The sequence below is a fragment of the Mucilaginibacter terrenus genome (genome assembly GCF_003432065.1).
GTDB classification, from domain to species: domain Bacteria; phylum Bacteroidota; class Bacteroidia; order Sphingobacteriales; family Sphingobacteriaceae; genus Mucilaginibacter; species Mucilaginibacter terrenus.
Genome location: NZ_QWDE01000001.1, coordinates 855,603 through 868,671, shown reverse-complemented (window position 1 = coordinate 868,671; position 13,069 = coordinate 855,603). Strand labels below are relative to the sequence as shown.

Here is a 13,069-nt window from a genome sequence, read left to right as displayed (position 1 = left end):
TAACAAGAACTAGATAGTCCCTGCTTCGTCCTCAACGTAATTCAGATCCTTACCAAAGCTCTCTTTAAGGCGACTCAGAGAGAATAATGCAATAGCTGTTACGATGAACATCATTACGTACCCTGCCTTGATAATGCTGGAATCTTTACCGCCATGTGCGGTAAAGTACCGCACAAACCATTCGAAGATTAGAGTTATGGGAATAAGCGCGCCACGAACAAAGTTGGGCACAGTTGTAGTGACTGTAGACCGAATGTTGGTGCCGAACTGCTCGGAAGCGATGGTGACAAACGTTGCCCAGTACCCTACGGAGAAGCCCATGAACAAACACAGCCAGATAAATTGTTTTTCGGTAATGCCGTAAGCGTTAAGATAAAGGATAACACTGATTAAAGAAAGCACCTGAAACACCAGCATAGTAAGCCTGCGCGAGCGTGTTAGCTGTGCAAATACACCTGCAAAAAGGTCACCTATGGAAATACCGATGTAAGAATACATGATACCATCTCCGGCATTTAGCGGTTCCTTAGCGCCAAGCTCACGGCCAAATTCCGGTGATTGGGTGATGAGTATGCCCACCACAAACCACAATGGCATACCAATGAGTATACAATTCAGGTATTTAAAGAAGCGTTTTCTATCGGTAAATAGCATAAGCATATTCCCTTTAGATACTTTGCTGTCCGCCACATTTTTGTACATGCCCGATTCAAACGTACCTATACGCAGCAGCAATAATAGTACGCCTAGACCACCGCCGATAAAGTAGGCATTTTGCCAGCCGTGCTTAGCTGCCAGGTTTGCAGCTGTGGCGCCAAACAAACCTACCACTGCCACTATCATGGTTCCGTAGCCACGGTTCTCTTTACTTAAAGTTTCGCTTACCAGCGTAATGCCTGCACCCAGTTCACCTGCCAGGCCAATGCCTGCTATAAAGCGGATAATAGCATATGTATTAATGTCGTGTACAAAGCCGTTTGCGAAGTTAGCAACAGAGTAGAGCAGTATAGACCCGAACAGCACTTTTATGCGGCCGTACTTATCACCTATTATGCCCCACAAAATACCACCCAATAATAGACCGAACATTTGGCAGTTGATCACGAATTCTCCCTGTACCCGCATGTCTGCGTCGGGGATACCGATATCATGAAAGCTGGCTTTGCGTACGATGGCAAACACCAGCAGGTCATATATATCTACAAAGTAACCCAGCGAGGCTACTATAACCAGGAAAACAGCGTTTTTGGTGATTTTTGCTGAAGGAGCTTGCGTCATAATGTCAACAAAGAAAATATTGGTTTGGCTAATGTAGATATTGCTGATAATGCAGCCTAATTTTTCTGCACAAAAAAGCCCCTGCTGCATGCAGGGGCTTTTATATTTAAATTATGTCTGGTTAAACTTTTTTAACGTTTACAGCCTGCAATCCTTTTCTGCCGTCCTCAACATCATACTCTACAGTATCGTTGTCTTTAATTGCGTTAACACCGCCCTGCACATCTTTGAAGTGTACAAACAGGTCCTTACCATCTTCAGTAACTATAAAGCCATAGCCTTTTTGTGTGTTAAACCATTTTACTTTTCCAGTTTTCATAAATAATAAATTAATGGATTAAATTTTGTTAAATGATCAGTAAGTAATTCAACTGAGTATAATGGTTTATAGATCAAGTATGGAATGTACAACTATCTACATCAAATATATAAAATTATTAATATCCAAGTAAAATATTTTCCGGGCGTTAAGAAAATGTAAATTAGGCATTTAAACAACAAAAGCCGCCCTGTAAAGAGCGGCCTTTGCCTATAACAATTTTGTGGATTTCAGGATTATTTTACAGCCTGGAAGAAAGCTACATTTGATGATGGAGTAACTTTCAACAAGAACTCGTCGGTACCTTTCTTAAGGTCAACAAAGTATACTGTGTTCTCAAAGCTGTTATCTTCGCCGGTTTCGTATTTGATTACTTCTTTAGCAAAGTAGCCTTCGTATTTAGCTGCGATTTCTTTTTTAGCTTTTTCTGGAAGAGCTTTGTATTGTACAGTTTGTGTTGTACCAAGCAATTCGCCACGCAGGCTGTAGAAAGCCGACATTTGATTACCGTCGATAGTGAAAGTAGCTTTTTGGAAGTTACCTGTAACTTTCCAGGTCACGTTTTCAGCTTTAACAAAATCGGTGTTGAATTTAGTAACGGCAGCGTAAGTTGCGTTATCGCCTTCGTTAGTGGTAGCAGCAGTGTTAGCAGCGAATGAATTAACGGTGAACAGTGCAGCAGTTGCGATGGTTAAAAATATCTTTTTCATATGTCTTTACTTTTTAATTTCTGCAACAAATTTAAAGCGGTGTTGAAGAATTTCCAAATTAAGAGCAATTTTTAAGATATTTTCATAACGGATAGTCTATAAAAAGATATTTTTAAAAAATTGGGTGAATACTTAGTGTATATTTTACAATATGTTAATGAAAACATGTGTTGGTTATTGTATAATGTACACTAAGTAGATTTTGATACAAGTTGCATGGATGATTATGACGTTTAAATGACATAAATGGTCATTCTCAACCATTATCTGCAAAGCCGGGATATAAAGTCATCCCGCCGTCCATGAATATAGTGGTGCCTGTAATGTAGTCTGACTGGTCTGAAGCGAGCCAAACAGCAAGATTTCCAATATCTTCCGGCTTGCCTATACGGCCATAAGGTATTAGTTCCAATAATTTATTGAGTGCTTCTGGTGTATCCCAAGCCTCCTTATTTATCGGTGTTTGTATAGCGCCCGGGCCAATCCCCACCACCCTTATTTTATGTGGGGCAAGTTCCTGCGCCATGCTCTTCATCATAAGGCTTATACCCCCTTTGCTGGCTGCATAGTTTACGTGGCCAGCCCACGGTATAACCTCATGAACGCTGCTCATGCATATGATCTTTCCTGCTGCTTTGCTCACCCCTTCTACCACGCCCTTTTTTATAAACTCGCGGGCAGCCTCCCTAGCGCACAGGAACTGGCCTGTTAGGTTCACACTAATAACCTTATCCCATTCGTCAAGTGTCATATCTACCAGCTTGGCGTCCTTCTGCAAACCGGCATTATTTACCAGTATATCTATATTGCCGTATTTATCTTTTGCAGCAGCAAACATTTTCATTACCTCTGGTTCCTGGCTTACATCAGCCTGAAAGACGAAAGCTTCCCCGCCAGCTTTCTCAATTTGCGCTAAAACTTCGTTTGCAGATTTTTGATTATGAACGTAGTTAACCAATACTTTTGCGCCTGCTGCCGCCAGGGCAATAGCTATGCCTTTACCAATGCCGCTATCTGCACCGGTAACAACGGCAACCTGATTTTTGAGAGTTGTATTTGAGATCATATTTACCTTTTAAAAGGGAATGCCTTTAAGTAAATATGGTTTTAAATATTTGCAGAATTACCCTTCTTAATAGAAGTTGGGTCAATAAACTATCAAAACCTTAAAACGTGGTAAGTACCAATTTAGGTTGGAGGTACTTACAACGCCTTTATATAATCTAAAAATAGGTGTAAAGCTTTCTTTTTATCTTCGGTAAGATCAAAGTCCAGTCGGTGCATGAGGTAGTCTTCCAGGTCGAAATCTATACGCTTTGGGAGCTCCTGCAAAAGCTCTTTACGATGGTCAAGACCATACTTTAGCGCCTTATCAAACTCTTCCATGAAATCGTCCGGAATAGGCTTGTTGGCTATCCAGGCAGCAAATACCATCGGCAAGCCTGTAAACTTCTGCCACTCTTCGGCAAGGTCATATACAAACGGGTATTTGTCTGTTTTGCCAAAGGTACGGTCGCCAATCTGTACGAAGGCGGTACGCTCATCAGTTGGCGCCGCATAGTCAGCGGCATCTATCATCAGTTCTGGTGTTACTTTCCAATAGTTCTTCAACAGCACTTTTGCCAGGTTATTGGAACTGCGTGATTGCGGGTCTAACTGAACACGTGTTGCTTCCCTGATGTCGCAGTTGCTGAAGATGAATACGGAGTTCACCGGGCCAACCGCGCCTATACAGTAAGCCGAAACAATTTCCCATTGTGGCAGGCTGAGTGTAGCCGCTACAGGTATAAGGCCAATATCGGCTTCGTCGTCAATTAGTTTTTGAGCGCAGTCTGACGGCATGTCCAGGCTCAGGTCTATCCTGTCCATTATTGCCGAGCGCTGTAGTCCGTATAAAAAGGGTTTGGTGTTGGTGTAACTAACGGCGGATATTCTGATCTTTCTCACGTATCTGTTCTGGATTCTTTAAATGTTGAGCGTTGTTGAAATCGATGATCTCGTATCTTTCACCGTCGAATCCAATCTTGTAAAGCACAAGGTTCTGATGAGGGAAGCTGTCCATCTCGGTAAGCGGCTTGCCGGTAAGTACACATAGCAGCAAACGTAAAGCACGGCCGTGCATACATATCAACACGTTTTTTTCTTCAGGATGGCTCATTATAATTCCTAACGCTTCACGCTGGCGTACCTCCACTTCATTAGGGCTTTCGCCACCTTCAAATTTCACATCGAGGTCGCCGCTCACCCAAGACCGCATTAACTCTAGAAAAGCACCTTTGGTTTCGGGCGTGGCAGGCTGCCCTTCATATTTACCCCAAGCCAATTCGTCCAGTCCCTCCAGTTTTTCGTAAGGGATTCCGGCATCAATAAAGGGTTGTATGCTTTGTTGGGTGCGTTTAAGCTTAGAAATGTAGATCTTATCAAACGGTACATTTTTGTAAGCATCATAAAACTGCTGCGCCTGGGCCCGGCCCTCCTCGTTAAGATCGGTATCGCGCCCGCGCCCTTGTACTATACCTTGTTTGTTAAGTTCGGTTTGACCGTGGCGTACTATGTATAGCGTCTTTATCATTTTGTTAGATGCAGAGAGCCAAGCTTCAGGACTATTCCACTTTAAGCTTTATTCTTTCTGCTTTTAGCTTAATTAATTACCGGCAGTTTGTAGTAGCGGGGTTTTTCCTGTTCCTCAAACTGATGATCTTTATAGTCAGTTACTACGTTGTACAGCGTATCCCGTTCTATCGGGTGACGTCCTGCATTTTTTATCAGCTCTACCAATTGCCTGGTGCTCATGGCCGGGTGTTGCTCCTCTGCACCTGCCATAGAATATATTTTGGTGGTATCGTCGAGTGTGCCGTCAATGTCATCCACACCAAAATTAAGCGAAAGCTGTGCCGTTGTTCGGCTTATCATGGCCCAGTATGCTTTTACATGGTCAAAATTATCCAGGTAAATACGGGCTATGGCGTAGTTGCGCAGATCTTCCACTACTGTGGATTCCGGCACGTTGCTCATTTGGTTATCCTGGTTGCGGAACTTCAACGGGATAAACGTTTGAAAGCCGCCGGTACGGTCCTGAAGTTCGCGCAGGCGCTCCATGTGGTCAACCCGGTGCCAGTATTCTTCTATATGGCCGTAAAGCATGGTGGCGTTTGAACGCATGCCCAGCTTGTGCCATTCCTCGTGTATAGCCAGCCACTGGTCGCCGGTACATTTATCTTTAGCGATCTTTTCACGTACCTCCGGGTGAAATATCTCTGCTCCTCCACCTGGCATTGATTCTAGCCCGGCATCCTTCATCAGTTTCATGCCGGTAGCATAGTCCAGTTTGGCTTTCTTGAATATATAGTGGTATTCTACAGGAGTAAGCGCTTTTACGTGCAAATCCGGACGGTGAGCCTTGATCCGGCTAAATAGTTCGGCATAAAAGGGAACATCATATTGGGGCAATACGCCGCCTACTATGTGCACCTCCGTAACCGGTTGATCATCGTATTTCTTTACGATGTCCAGCATTTCTTCCATGGTGTACTCCCATCCTTCGCCACGCTGTTTTATTAGTCGCGAGTAAGAGCAGAACTTACAATCGTACACGCACAAATTTGTTGGTTCGATGTGGAAGTTGCGGTTAAAGTAAGTTTTATCGCCGTGTTTTTGTTCGCGTATGTAGTTGGCTAAAACGCCAAGGTAACCGAGTTCTGCTGTTTGGTAAAGCAGCACGCCATCGTTAAAAGTTATGCGTTCTTTTTGAAGAACCTTTTGAGCGATGGCCTTAAGTTCGGGTGAAAGCTGCGGGTTGTTTATCAAAACCTGGAGGGCTTCTGGTGCTTCCATTTAACAAAATAATTTAGGCAAATGTAGCAAAAAGCGTGGGTATGGGGCAAAGTCAATTTACCCTACCAGGTGTTTGAACATCTAAAATGACGGTCAGTTTACCAAATCGGATTAGGTCTCGCAGATTTAGGATCATTACAACTAAGAAAATCATAGTAGTTTTCACTAACTGCTGATTTCAATGCATCTCCTTGCAGCGTTTTCTCCAATAGCTTTTTTCTTCTACTAAAAAGTGTGGAAATTGAAGGTTTTGGAACCGCAAAACGGTCCTATGCACCTACTTGATCTCTTTCACAAACACCTTGATTTCTTTAATTTTGATACCGGTAAAACAATCGTCAGCACAGTTTTTGGGCACATAGCCGGCAGATGAAATTATACCGTTGTTTTCAGCTTCGAAGTAGATCTCGTTCTGCTTTTTGTCAACACTAAGCCACTCCCGCTTCGCTTTAGTATACACTTCATCTATGGTGAGTAGAGGGTGGCCGTCGGCATGGGTGTTTAGTGTAGCGCCGCTTTCCGTCCAGCTGTTTTCGGCGACCAACTCGTTTGTATTTGGCTTGTAATGACCTGATTTATATTTGCGAATAGTTACCTTACCGTTGACAACTGTCAGCTTCGTTTCTGCATGGAAACCTGTCCAAGAGCCGAAATATGCAATATAAGAGTAGGTATTATTAGATGAGGACTTAAAATCTGACCATGCCTCGAGACTTTGATCCAGATTTGTGTTGATGCCTTCTTTTTTGCAGGCAGAAAGGCCCAATATTGTCAATAGTACAATTGTGTAAAGGTATTTCATCAGTTTAGGGTTTTGATGTCTTGAGGTAATTACGTTGAGGATATGAATAACGCTACAACATTGCCGAATATTTCTTTTTAATTTGGCAGCATAAATTACGGAATATGAAACTGGAAACTATAGCGATACACGCCGGAAACCATATAGATGAAACATCACGAGCTGTAGTACAGCCCATAGTTATGGCTACTACATTTCAGCGCGGCGAAGATGGTGGTTACCCCAGCGGCCACATGTATAGCCGCGCATCAAACCCAAACCGCGCTTTTCTGGAGAACGTAATAGCAAAACTGGAGGGCGGTGTAGAGGCTGCAGCTTTTTCTTCCGGTAACGCAGCGGGAATGTCGGTGTTTCAGGCGCTGCAACCAGGCACACACATCATCGCACCGGATGATATGTATCACGGGCTTCGCAATCAGCTCAAAGCCTTATTTGCAGGTATACTGGAGTTTGATTTCGTAGACGTGAATGATGCTGGGGTGTTGAGGTCGCACATAAAAGCAAATACCGGTGTCATATGGTTGGAAACGCCATCTAACCCGCTCTTAAAGGTTACGGATATTAAACAAGCTGTAGCGATAGCTAAAGAACGCGGCATTAAGGTGGTTTGTGACAACACTTTTGCAACACCGGTTTGTCAACAACCACTTTCCTTGGGCGCTGATCTGGTGATGCATTCCACAACAAAATATTTCGGCGGGCATAGCGATCTAATGGGCGGCGCGCTGATTACCGCAGAGAAGAACGAATGGTGGGCGAAAATACGCAACGTACAAACCATGGGTGGCGCTATCCCCTCGCCTATGGATTGTTACTATCTAACTCGCAGCATAAAAACATTGCCTTACCGTGTTCGCGGGCATGTTGCAAATGCGCAACTGCTTACAGCTTATTTAAAAAAGCACCCGAAAGTAGAACAGGTATTGTATCCAGGATTACCCTCTCACCCCCAACATGCAATAGCAAAAGGGCAAATGAGTGCATTTGGGGCAATGTTCTCTTTTACCGTGAGTGGTGGCGAACAACAAGCGTGTAGAGTGATAAACAGCCTTAAACTGTTCACCCAGGCTACCAGCCTTGGTGGTGTGGAAAGCTTGATAGAACACCGTGCATCCGTTGAAGGTCCTGATACCAAGACTCCTTTTAACTTGTTGAGAGTATCTCCAGGACTTGAGCATATAGATGACCTTATTGCTGATCTGGAGCAAGCTTTAGGTTAATGGCGGTATGTTAAACAGTTGCTACGCGCTATTTATCTATTCAACACAACGCAAATTCACCAAATGTTTATAGCATGTTAATACCTGATTGACTTTTAGTAAACAAGTTTGAAGCATGAAAATTACTATTATAACTGGTGTTTTATCGGTGTTAATGTATACCGTAGCATCCGCTCAAATGAAGAGCTCGTTCGGCTTGGGTGCAGGCGTAAATCAGCCTTTAGCTGCAGGGTTTAAAATTGGATGGGGCGCTATAGCTCAGGGCAGTATTCGTTTAAATGATAAATTGGGGCTTGTACCCGCCATTGGGTACGAACGACTTAATGCTGAAACAAACCATACCTACACAATTAACAATGCCATTTACATTACCCGCAAAGCCGATATCTTATACGGTGGGTTGACCTTAAAGTACTATATCTCTAATTGCATCAGCGTTAAACCGGGTGCCATGGGATATATCGTAACTGGCAGCGATGACATAGTTGCAGGAGTTTCCCCGTCGTTCGCTTTAGCTTATGAGCCGACAATCAATAACAAGAAAAACATCGAAATAAGCCTTAGAGCAGATGCAATTAAGTTGCGGACCAATCCAGGCGATACCAGGGGGATAGTAGGTCTGCGGTTGGCATATAATTTCGCATTAAGAAGATAATAATTTAGTTCTACTGCTTCTATCGGTAACTAAAACTTGACTATCATTGAGCCATGTGCAGGTAAGTGATATTTATGATATGACAATAAAATTGAAATATTATTTGGATAGTAAAATTATATCGCCCTATATTTGGAACATTATTTGGTAGCGATACCTTGATCAATTCCCTCAAAAGGATTTTGGTTTATAAAGAAGCGGCGAGAGATCAGGCTCAAAGAACCGCTGGCAACCCTCCGGAATGGAGAAGGTGCCAATTCCTGTCCCGGAAAATAACCCCGGGGGATATAAATTTTTAATCATGAAAAGTACGATCCACTTCCAGCACAATAATCAGCAATCACAAACGGTTAACCGTTCTGCATACAACCATATAAATGGCTGTATTTGTATGTGTTGCTGCTGCTAGCCGGTAAACACACGTCCCTTTTGTTTCTGAAGAAACGTGAACAGCAGGATACCTTATCCTGACGCCTCAATCGTAATATTTCAACAAAATCCTTAAAATCTACAGAACATGTCAAGCTTAAAATTCGAAACCTTACAACTTCATGCCGGACAGGAAGTTGATGCCACTACAGGTGCGCGTGCTGTCCCCCTTTACCAAACAAGCTCTTACGTATTTAACAGTGCCGAGCATGGTGCAAACCTCTTTGCCTTAAAGGAATTTGGGAATATTTATACCCGTTTGATGAACCCGACGACTGATGTGTTTGAAAAACGCATTGCAGCTTTAGAAGGTGGTGTTGCTGCTTTGGCTACCGCGTCAGGTCAAGCTGCACAATTTATAGCTTTGAATAATATCTTGCAGGCTGGTGATAACTTTGTTACTTCTCCTTTTCTTTATGGTGGTACTTATAATCAATTCAAAGTTGCTTTTAAACGCCTTGGGATAGAAGTTAGGTTTGCCGAAAGCGACACTGCTGAGGCTTTAGAAAAGCACATAGATGATAAAACAAAAGCAATTTACGCAGAAACTATCGGCAACCCGGGATTTAACATCCCTGACTTTGAGAAGGTTAGCGGCCTGGCAAACAAACACGAGTTACCACTTATAGTCGATAATACATTCGGAGCGGGCGGCTACCTGTTTCGTCCGTTGCAGCATGGCGCACACGTAGTTGTAGAATCGACCACTAAGTGGATTAACGGCCATGGTACCAGCATCGGAGGCGCTATTGTAGACGGCGGCAACTACAATTGGGGTAATGGCAAATTCTCGCAGTTTACCGAACCTGCAGAAGGTTATCATGGTTTGGTGTTTGCTGATGTATTTGGTGTTAACGGTCCTTTTGGAAACATACAGTTTATTATCAGAGCTCGCGTAGAGGGATTGAGAGATTTCGGTCCGTCACAATCCCCTTTTAACGCCTGGCTTAATATACAAGGATTGGAGACGCTTTCTTTACGTGTGCAGCGTCACGTAGACAATGCCCTGGAACTCGCTAAGTGGCTGGAGCAACATCCGCTGGTTGCCAAAGTCAACTATCCAGGTCTGGAGTCATCACCTCAACACACATTGGCGAAAAAATATCTTAAAAATGGTTTTGGCGCCGTACTTTCATTTGAAATCAAAGGTGATAAAGAGCTTGCTTCCAAAGTAATCGACAACCTTAAGCTTGTAAGCCACTTAGCCAACGTAGGCGATGCTAAAACATTAATTATTCAGCCATCGGCTACAACTCACCAACAACTAAGCGAAGCCGAGCAAGCCGCAGCTGGTGTAACACCGGCAGGGCTTAGGGTAGCTGTGGGAATAGAACATATTGATGATATAAAGGCAGATTTTGAACAGGCATTTGCTAAAATAGAGCAACCTGAACTGGCATAACGATTTTAGTTTTTTTAGTTTTTAAGTGATGTTATCAGGGAGCAACCAAATAAGTTGCTCCCGCGGTAACGATAAAAAAGAAATGAGTTTACAAACTTTTAAATACACAGGCACATTTGAATTTGAAAATGGCCGCAAGTTAAAGGGCCTGCAAATAGGCTATCATACCTACGGTACTTTAAACAAAAATGCTGATAACGTAATATGGGTATGCCACGCTTTAACTGCAAACTCTGACGTATTTGACTGGTGGAAAGGGCTGTTTGGCGACAATGACCACTTTAACCCCGATGAGCACCTTGTGGTATGTGCAAACATTATTGGTTCACCTTATGGCTCTGATAACCCGCTTACCATAAACCCGATAACAGGTCAGCCTTATTACCTTGCTTTTCCTGAATTTACCACTCGAGATCTGGCGAGAGCGCATCAACTCCTTGCAGATTACCTGGAAATATCAGCTATTGAGATACTGATAGGCGGTTCGCTTGGAGGGCAGCAAGCTATGGAGTGGAGCATAAGTGAGCCTGAACGCATAAAAAATTTGATACTCATTGCTACCAACGCACGCCACTCGCCGTGGGGTATTGCTTTTAACGAATCACAACGTTTGGCAATTACTGCTGATCGTACTTTCTACGCCGGAGCGCCAGATGGTGGTGCTAAGGGCTTGAAAGCCGCACGCAGTATAGCACTCCTATCCTACCGTGGTTACAAAACTTACGACATTACCCAGCAGGAAGACGATAGCGCGCTTTTAAGTGACTTTAAAGCATCATCTTATCAAAACTACCAGGGACAAAAACTTGTGAATCGCTTTAATGCATATAGCTACTGGTATCTTACCAAAGCCATGGATTCGCACAATGTTGGTCGTGGCCGAGGTAGTGTGGAGAAAGCGCTGAGCCTGATAAAAGCCCGAACTTTGGTCATAGGCATCAAAACCGACGTGTTGTTTCCTATAGAAGAGCAGCAACATCTATTCAGGCATATTCCAAAGTCGGCTTTTGCTGAGCTGGATTCTTTTTATGGCCACGATGGATTTTTAATTGAAACAGAACTACTAACAAAAATAATTACGTCCTTTTTTAAGACAGACGTTAAAGGAAAAATAATAGAATTGCAAAAGATAGCTTAATGAGTAAGAAATTAAATATTGGCCTCTTCGGCTTCGGAGTTGTAGGCCAGGGACTATATGATATTATCCGTACCAAAAACCTCAACCTCGAAATTGTTAAGATCGCTATAAAAGATCCAAATAAACAGCGTACGCTTCCGGAAGAGCTATTCACAACCGACCGTGACGAGATACTTAATAACCCCGAGATAAATACAATTGTAGAGTTGATAAACGATACCGAAGCAGCATTTGAAATTGTTTCGCGTGCACTTAGTTCTGGTAAGAACGTGGTTTCTGCAAGTAAAAAAATGATTGCTACTTACCTGAACGAGCTTATTGAACTTCAACATAAGCATGGTACGTCCCTGCTTTATGAAGGTGCAGTTTGCGGTAGTATACCAATCATCCGCAACCTTGAAGAATACTACGACAACGAATTGCTGCACTCCATCAGCGGCATTTTCAATGGTTCATCTAATTACATCCTTTCTAAGGGCTTTTTGGAGAATCTGGATTATGATTCGGCACTAAAGCAGGCACAAGAACTTGGCTTTGCTGAGACCGACCCGACGATGGACGTTGGTGGCTTTGATGCTAAATTCAAGCTCATTATTGCAGCTTCGCATGCTTATGGTGTTATTGTAGACCCTAAAGATGTGCTTAACATAGGGATACAAAACCTTTCTGCTAACGACATCCAGTACGCGCGGGAGAAAAATCTGAAGATAAAATTGGTACCAGTTGCTAAGGAGCTCGATGCACGGCATGTAGCAATGTTTGTATTGCCAAAATTTGTTACCGAAAGCGAGTTTCTCTATAACGTGGAATACGAATATAATGGTGTTACTGTACAAGCCGCATTTGCCGACCAGCAATTCTTTTTCGGCAAAGGCGCAGGGGGGCACCCAACCGGCTCGGCTGTGTTGTCAGACATTGCAGCACTGCGTTACGATTATGCTTACGAATACAAAAAAGCAAAAGCTGTACGCGACTTAAACTTTACAAACAATGTAGAGTTAAACATTTATCTGCGTTATGAAGATGAAGAATTGGTTAACGCGCTTGCATTTATTCATATAAAAGAACGCTTCTATTCAGGTGATTATAAATTTGTCACAGGAAAAATCAACTTGCAAAAACTAATAGACAATCAACAGCGTATATCGGATAACAAGGCATTCGTTGCCTTTGCCGATCAGCTAACAGGGGTCAGCTTAGCCTCGGCATAAATATGAGAACGGAGTTTTTAGTAGATACTCCGGACGATTAAAAACAAAAGGCCCAAATTGGGCCTTTTGTT

At 43.0% G+C, this 13,069-nt stretch carries 13 protein-coding genes and 1 riboswitch; of the genes, 5 read left to right on the top strand and 8 right to left on the bottom strand.

Translation table 11 applies throughout. From position 1 onward, the window contains the following. Positions 1 to 9: 9 nt before the first annotated feature. The 8 genes from DYU05_RS03695 to DYU05_RS03660 form a co-directional block, all read right to left on the bottom strand. The gene (locus tag DYU05_RS03695; protein WP_117382947.1) at positions 10 to 1,278 is read right to left on the bottom strand and encodes an MFS transporter; all 1,269 of its coding nucleotides are present in this window, start codon (positions 1,276 to 1,278) and stop codon (positions 10 to 12) included. A gap of 121 nt (positions 1,279 to 1,399) precedes the next feature. Further along, positions 1,400 to 1,597 carry a cold-shock protein gene (locus DYU05_RS03690; RefSeq protein ID WP_117381623.1) on the bottom strand — a complete coding sequence of 66 codons (198 nt, stop codon included), beginning with the start codon at positions 1,595 to 1,597 and terminating at the stop codon, positions 1,400 to 1,402. A gap of 236 nt (positions 1,598 to 1,833) precedes the next feature. Next, entirely contained in the window at positions 1,834 to 2,307 is a 474-nt protein-coding gene (locus DYU05_RS03685) for a hypothetical protein (protein WP_117381622.1), read from the bottom strand. A 256-nt stretch (positions 2,308 to 2,563) separates the two neighbouring features. Further along, entirely contained in the window at positions 2,564 to 3,373 is an 810-nt protein-coding gene (locus DYU05_RS03680) for an SDR family oxidoreductase (RefSeq protein ID WP_205771781.1), read from the bottom strand. Positions 3,374 to 3,510: 137 nt separating this feature from the next. Further along, positions 3,511 to 4,254 (bottom strand): menaquinone biosynthetic enzyme MqnA/MqnD family protein, encoded by a 744-nt coding sequence (locus DYU05_RS03675; protein WP_117381621.1) that lies wholly within the window; start codon positions 4,252 to 4,254, stop codon positions 3,511 to 3,513. Then, positions 4,226 to 4,879, bottom strand: a complete 654-nt coding sequence (locus DYU05_RS03670; RefSeq protein ID WP_117381620.1) for a histidine phosphatase family protein — start codon at positions 4,877 to 4,879, stop codon at positions 4,226 to 4,228. The genes DYU05_RS03675 and DYU05_RS03670 overlap by 29 nt, the downstream gene beginning before the upstream one ends. 68 nt (positions 4,880 to 4,947) lie before the next feature. Further along, a complete protein-coding gene (gene mqnE, locus DYU05_RS03665; RefSeq protein WP_117381619.1) occupies positions 4,948 to 6,141 on the bottom strand; it encodes an aminofutalosine synthase MqnE in 1,194 nt (397 codons plus the stop codon). A 277-nt stretch (positions 6,142 to 6,418) separates the two neighbouring features. Continuing rightward, positions 6,419 to 6,943 carry a hypothetical protein gene (locus DYU05_RS03660; protein WP_117381618.1) on the bottom strand — a complete coding sequence of 175 codons (525 nt, stop codon included), beginning with the start codon at positions 6,941 to 6,943 and terminating at the stop codon, positions 6,419 to 6,421. A 104-nt stretch (positions 6,944 to 7,047) separates the two neighbouring features. Between DYU05_RS03660 and DYU05_RS03655 the strand changes: the two genes are divergently transcribed. The 5 genes from DYU05_RS03655 (at position 7,048) to DYU05_RS03635 (ending at position 12,998) form a co-directional block, all read left to right on the top strand. Continuing rightward, positions 7,048 to 8,163 carry a trans-sulfuration enzyme family protein gene (locus DYU05_RS03655; RefSeq protein ID WP_117381617.1) on the top strand — a complete coding sequence of 372 codons (1,116 nt, stop codon included), beginning with the start codon at positions 7,048 to 7,050 and terminating at the stop codon, positions 8,161 to 8,163. Positions 8,164 to 8,278: 115 nt separating this feature from the next. Further along, the gene (locus tag DYU05_RS03650) at positions 8,279 to 8,818 is read left to right on the top strand and encodes a hypothetical protein (RefSeq protein ID WP_117381616.1); all 540 of its coding nucleotides are present in this window, start codon (positions 8,279 to 8,281) and stop codon (positions 8,816 to 8,818) included. Between the two features lie 184 nt (positions 8,819 to 9,002). Next, a riboswitch (SAM riboswitch) is annotated at positions 9,003 to 9,112 on the top strand. A gap of 223 nt (positions 9,113 to 9,335) precedes the next feature. Then, on the top strand, positions 9,336 to 10,649 hold the full coding sequence (locus DYU05_RS03645; RefSeq protein ID WP_117381615.1) for an O-acetylhomoserine aminocarboxypropyltransferase/cysteine synthase family protein: 1,314 nt from the start codon (positions 9,336 to 9,338) through the stop codon (positions 10,647 to 10,649). Between the two features lie 82 nt (positions 10,650 to 10,731). Further along, positions 10,732 to 11,787 (top strand): homoserine O-acetyltransferase family protein, encoded by a 1,056-nt coding sequence (locus DYU05_RS03640; RefSeq protein ID WP_117382945.1) that lies wholly within the window; start codon positions 10,732 to 10,734, stop codon positions 11,785 to 11,787. Continuing rightward, positions 11,787 to 12,998 carry a homoserine dehydrogenase gene (locus tag DYU05_RS03635; protein ID WP_117381614.1) on the top strand — a complete coding sequence of 404 codons (1,212 nt, stop codon included), beginning with the start codon at positions 11,787 to 11,789 and terminating at the stop codon, positions 12,996 to 12,998. Before DYU05_RS03640 ends, DYU05_RS03635 begins: the two co-directional genes overlap by 1 nt. The last annotated feature ends 71 nt before the right edge of the window (positions 12,999 to 13,069 follow it).

Coding starts and splice junctions, on each gene's coding strand:
- DYU05_RS03635 (WP_117381614.1), top strand. CDS start 11,787: ATGAGTAAGAAATTAAATATTGGCCTCTTCGGCTTCGGAGTTGTAGGC.
- DYU05_RS03670 (WP_117381620.1), bottom strand. CDS start 4,879: ATGATAAAGACGCTATACATAGTACGCCACGGTCAAACCGAACTTAAC.
- DYU05_RS03645 (WP_117381615.1), top strand. CDS start 9,336: ATGTCAAGCTTAAAATTCGAAACCTTACAACTTCATGCCGGACAGGAA.
- mqnE (WP_117381619.1), bottom strand. CDS start 6,141: ATGGAAGCACCAGAAGCCCTCCAGGTTTTGATAAACAACCCGCAGCTT.
- DYU05_RS03695 (WP_117382947.1), bottom strand. CDS start 1,278: ATGACGCAAGCTCCTTCAGCAAAAATCACCAAAAACGCTGTTTTCCTG.
- DYU05_RS03685 (WP_117381622.1), bottom strand. CDS start 2,307: ATGAAAAAGATATTTTTAACCATCGCAACTGCTGCACTGTTCACCGTT.
- DYU05_RS03650 (WP_117381616.1), top strand. CDS start 8,279: ATGAAAATTACTATTATAACTGGTGTTTTATCGGTGTTAATGTATACC.
- DYU05_RS03690 (WP_117381623.1), bottom strand. CDS start 1,597: ATGAAAACTGGAAAAGTAAAATGGTTTAACACACAAAAAGGCTATGGC.
- DYU05_RS03640 (WP_117382945.1), top strand. CDS start 10,732: ATGAGTTTACAAACTTTTAAATACACAGGCACATTTGAATTTGAAAAT.
- DYU05_RS03660 (WP_117381618.1), bottom strand. CDS start 6,943: ATGAAATACCTTTACACAATTGTACTATTGACAATATTGGGCCTTTCT.
- DYU05_RS03680 (WP_205771781.1), bottom strand. CDS start 3,373: ATGATCTCAAATACAACTCTCAAAAATCAGGTTGCCGTTGTTACCGGT.
- DYU05_RS03655 (WP_117381617.1), top strand. CDS start 7,048: ATGAAACTGGAAACTATAGCGATACACGCCGGAAACCATATAGATGAA.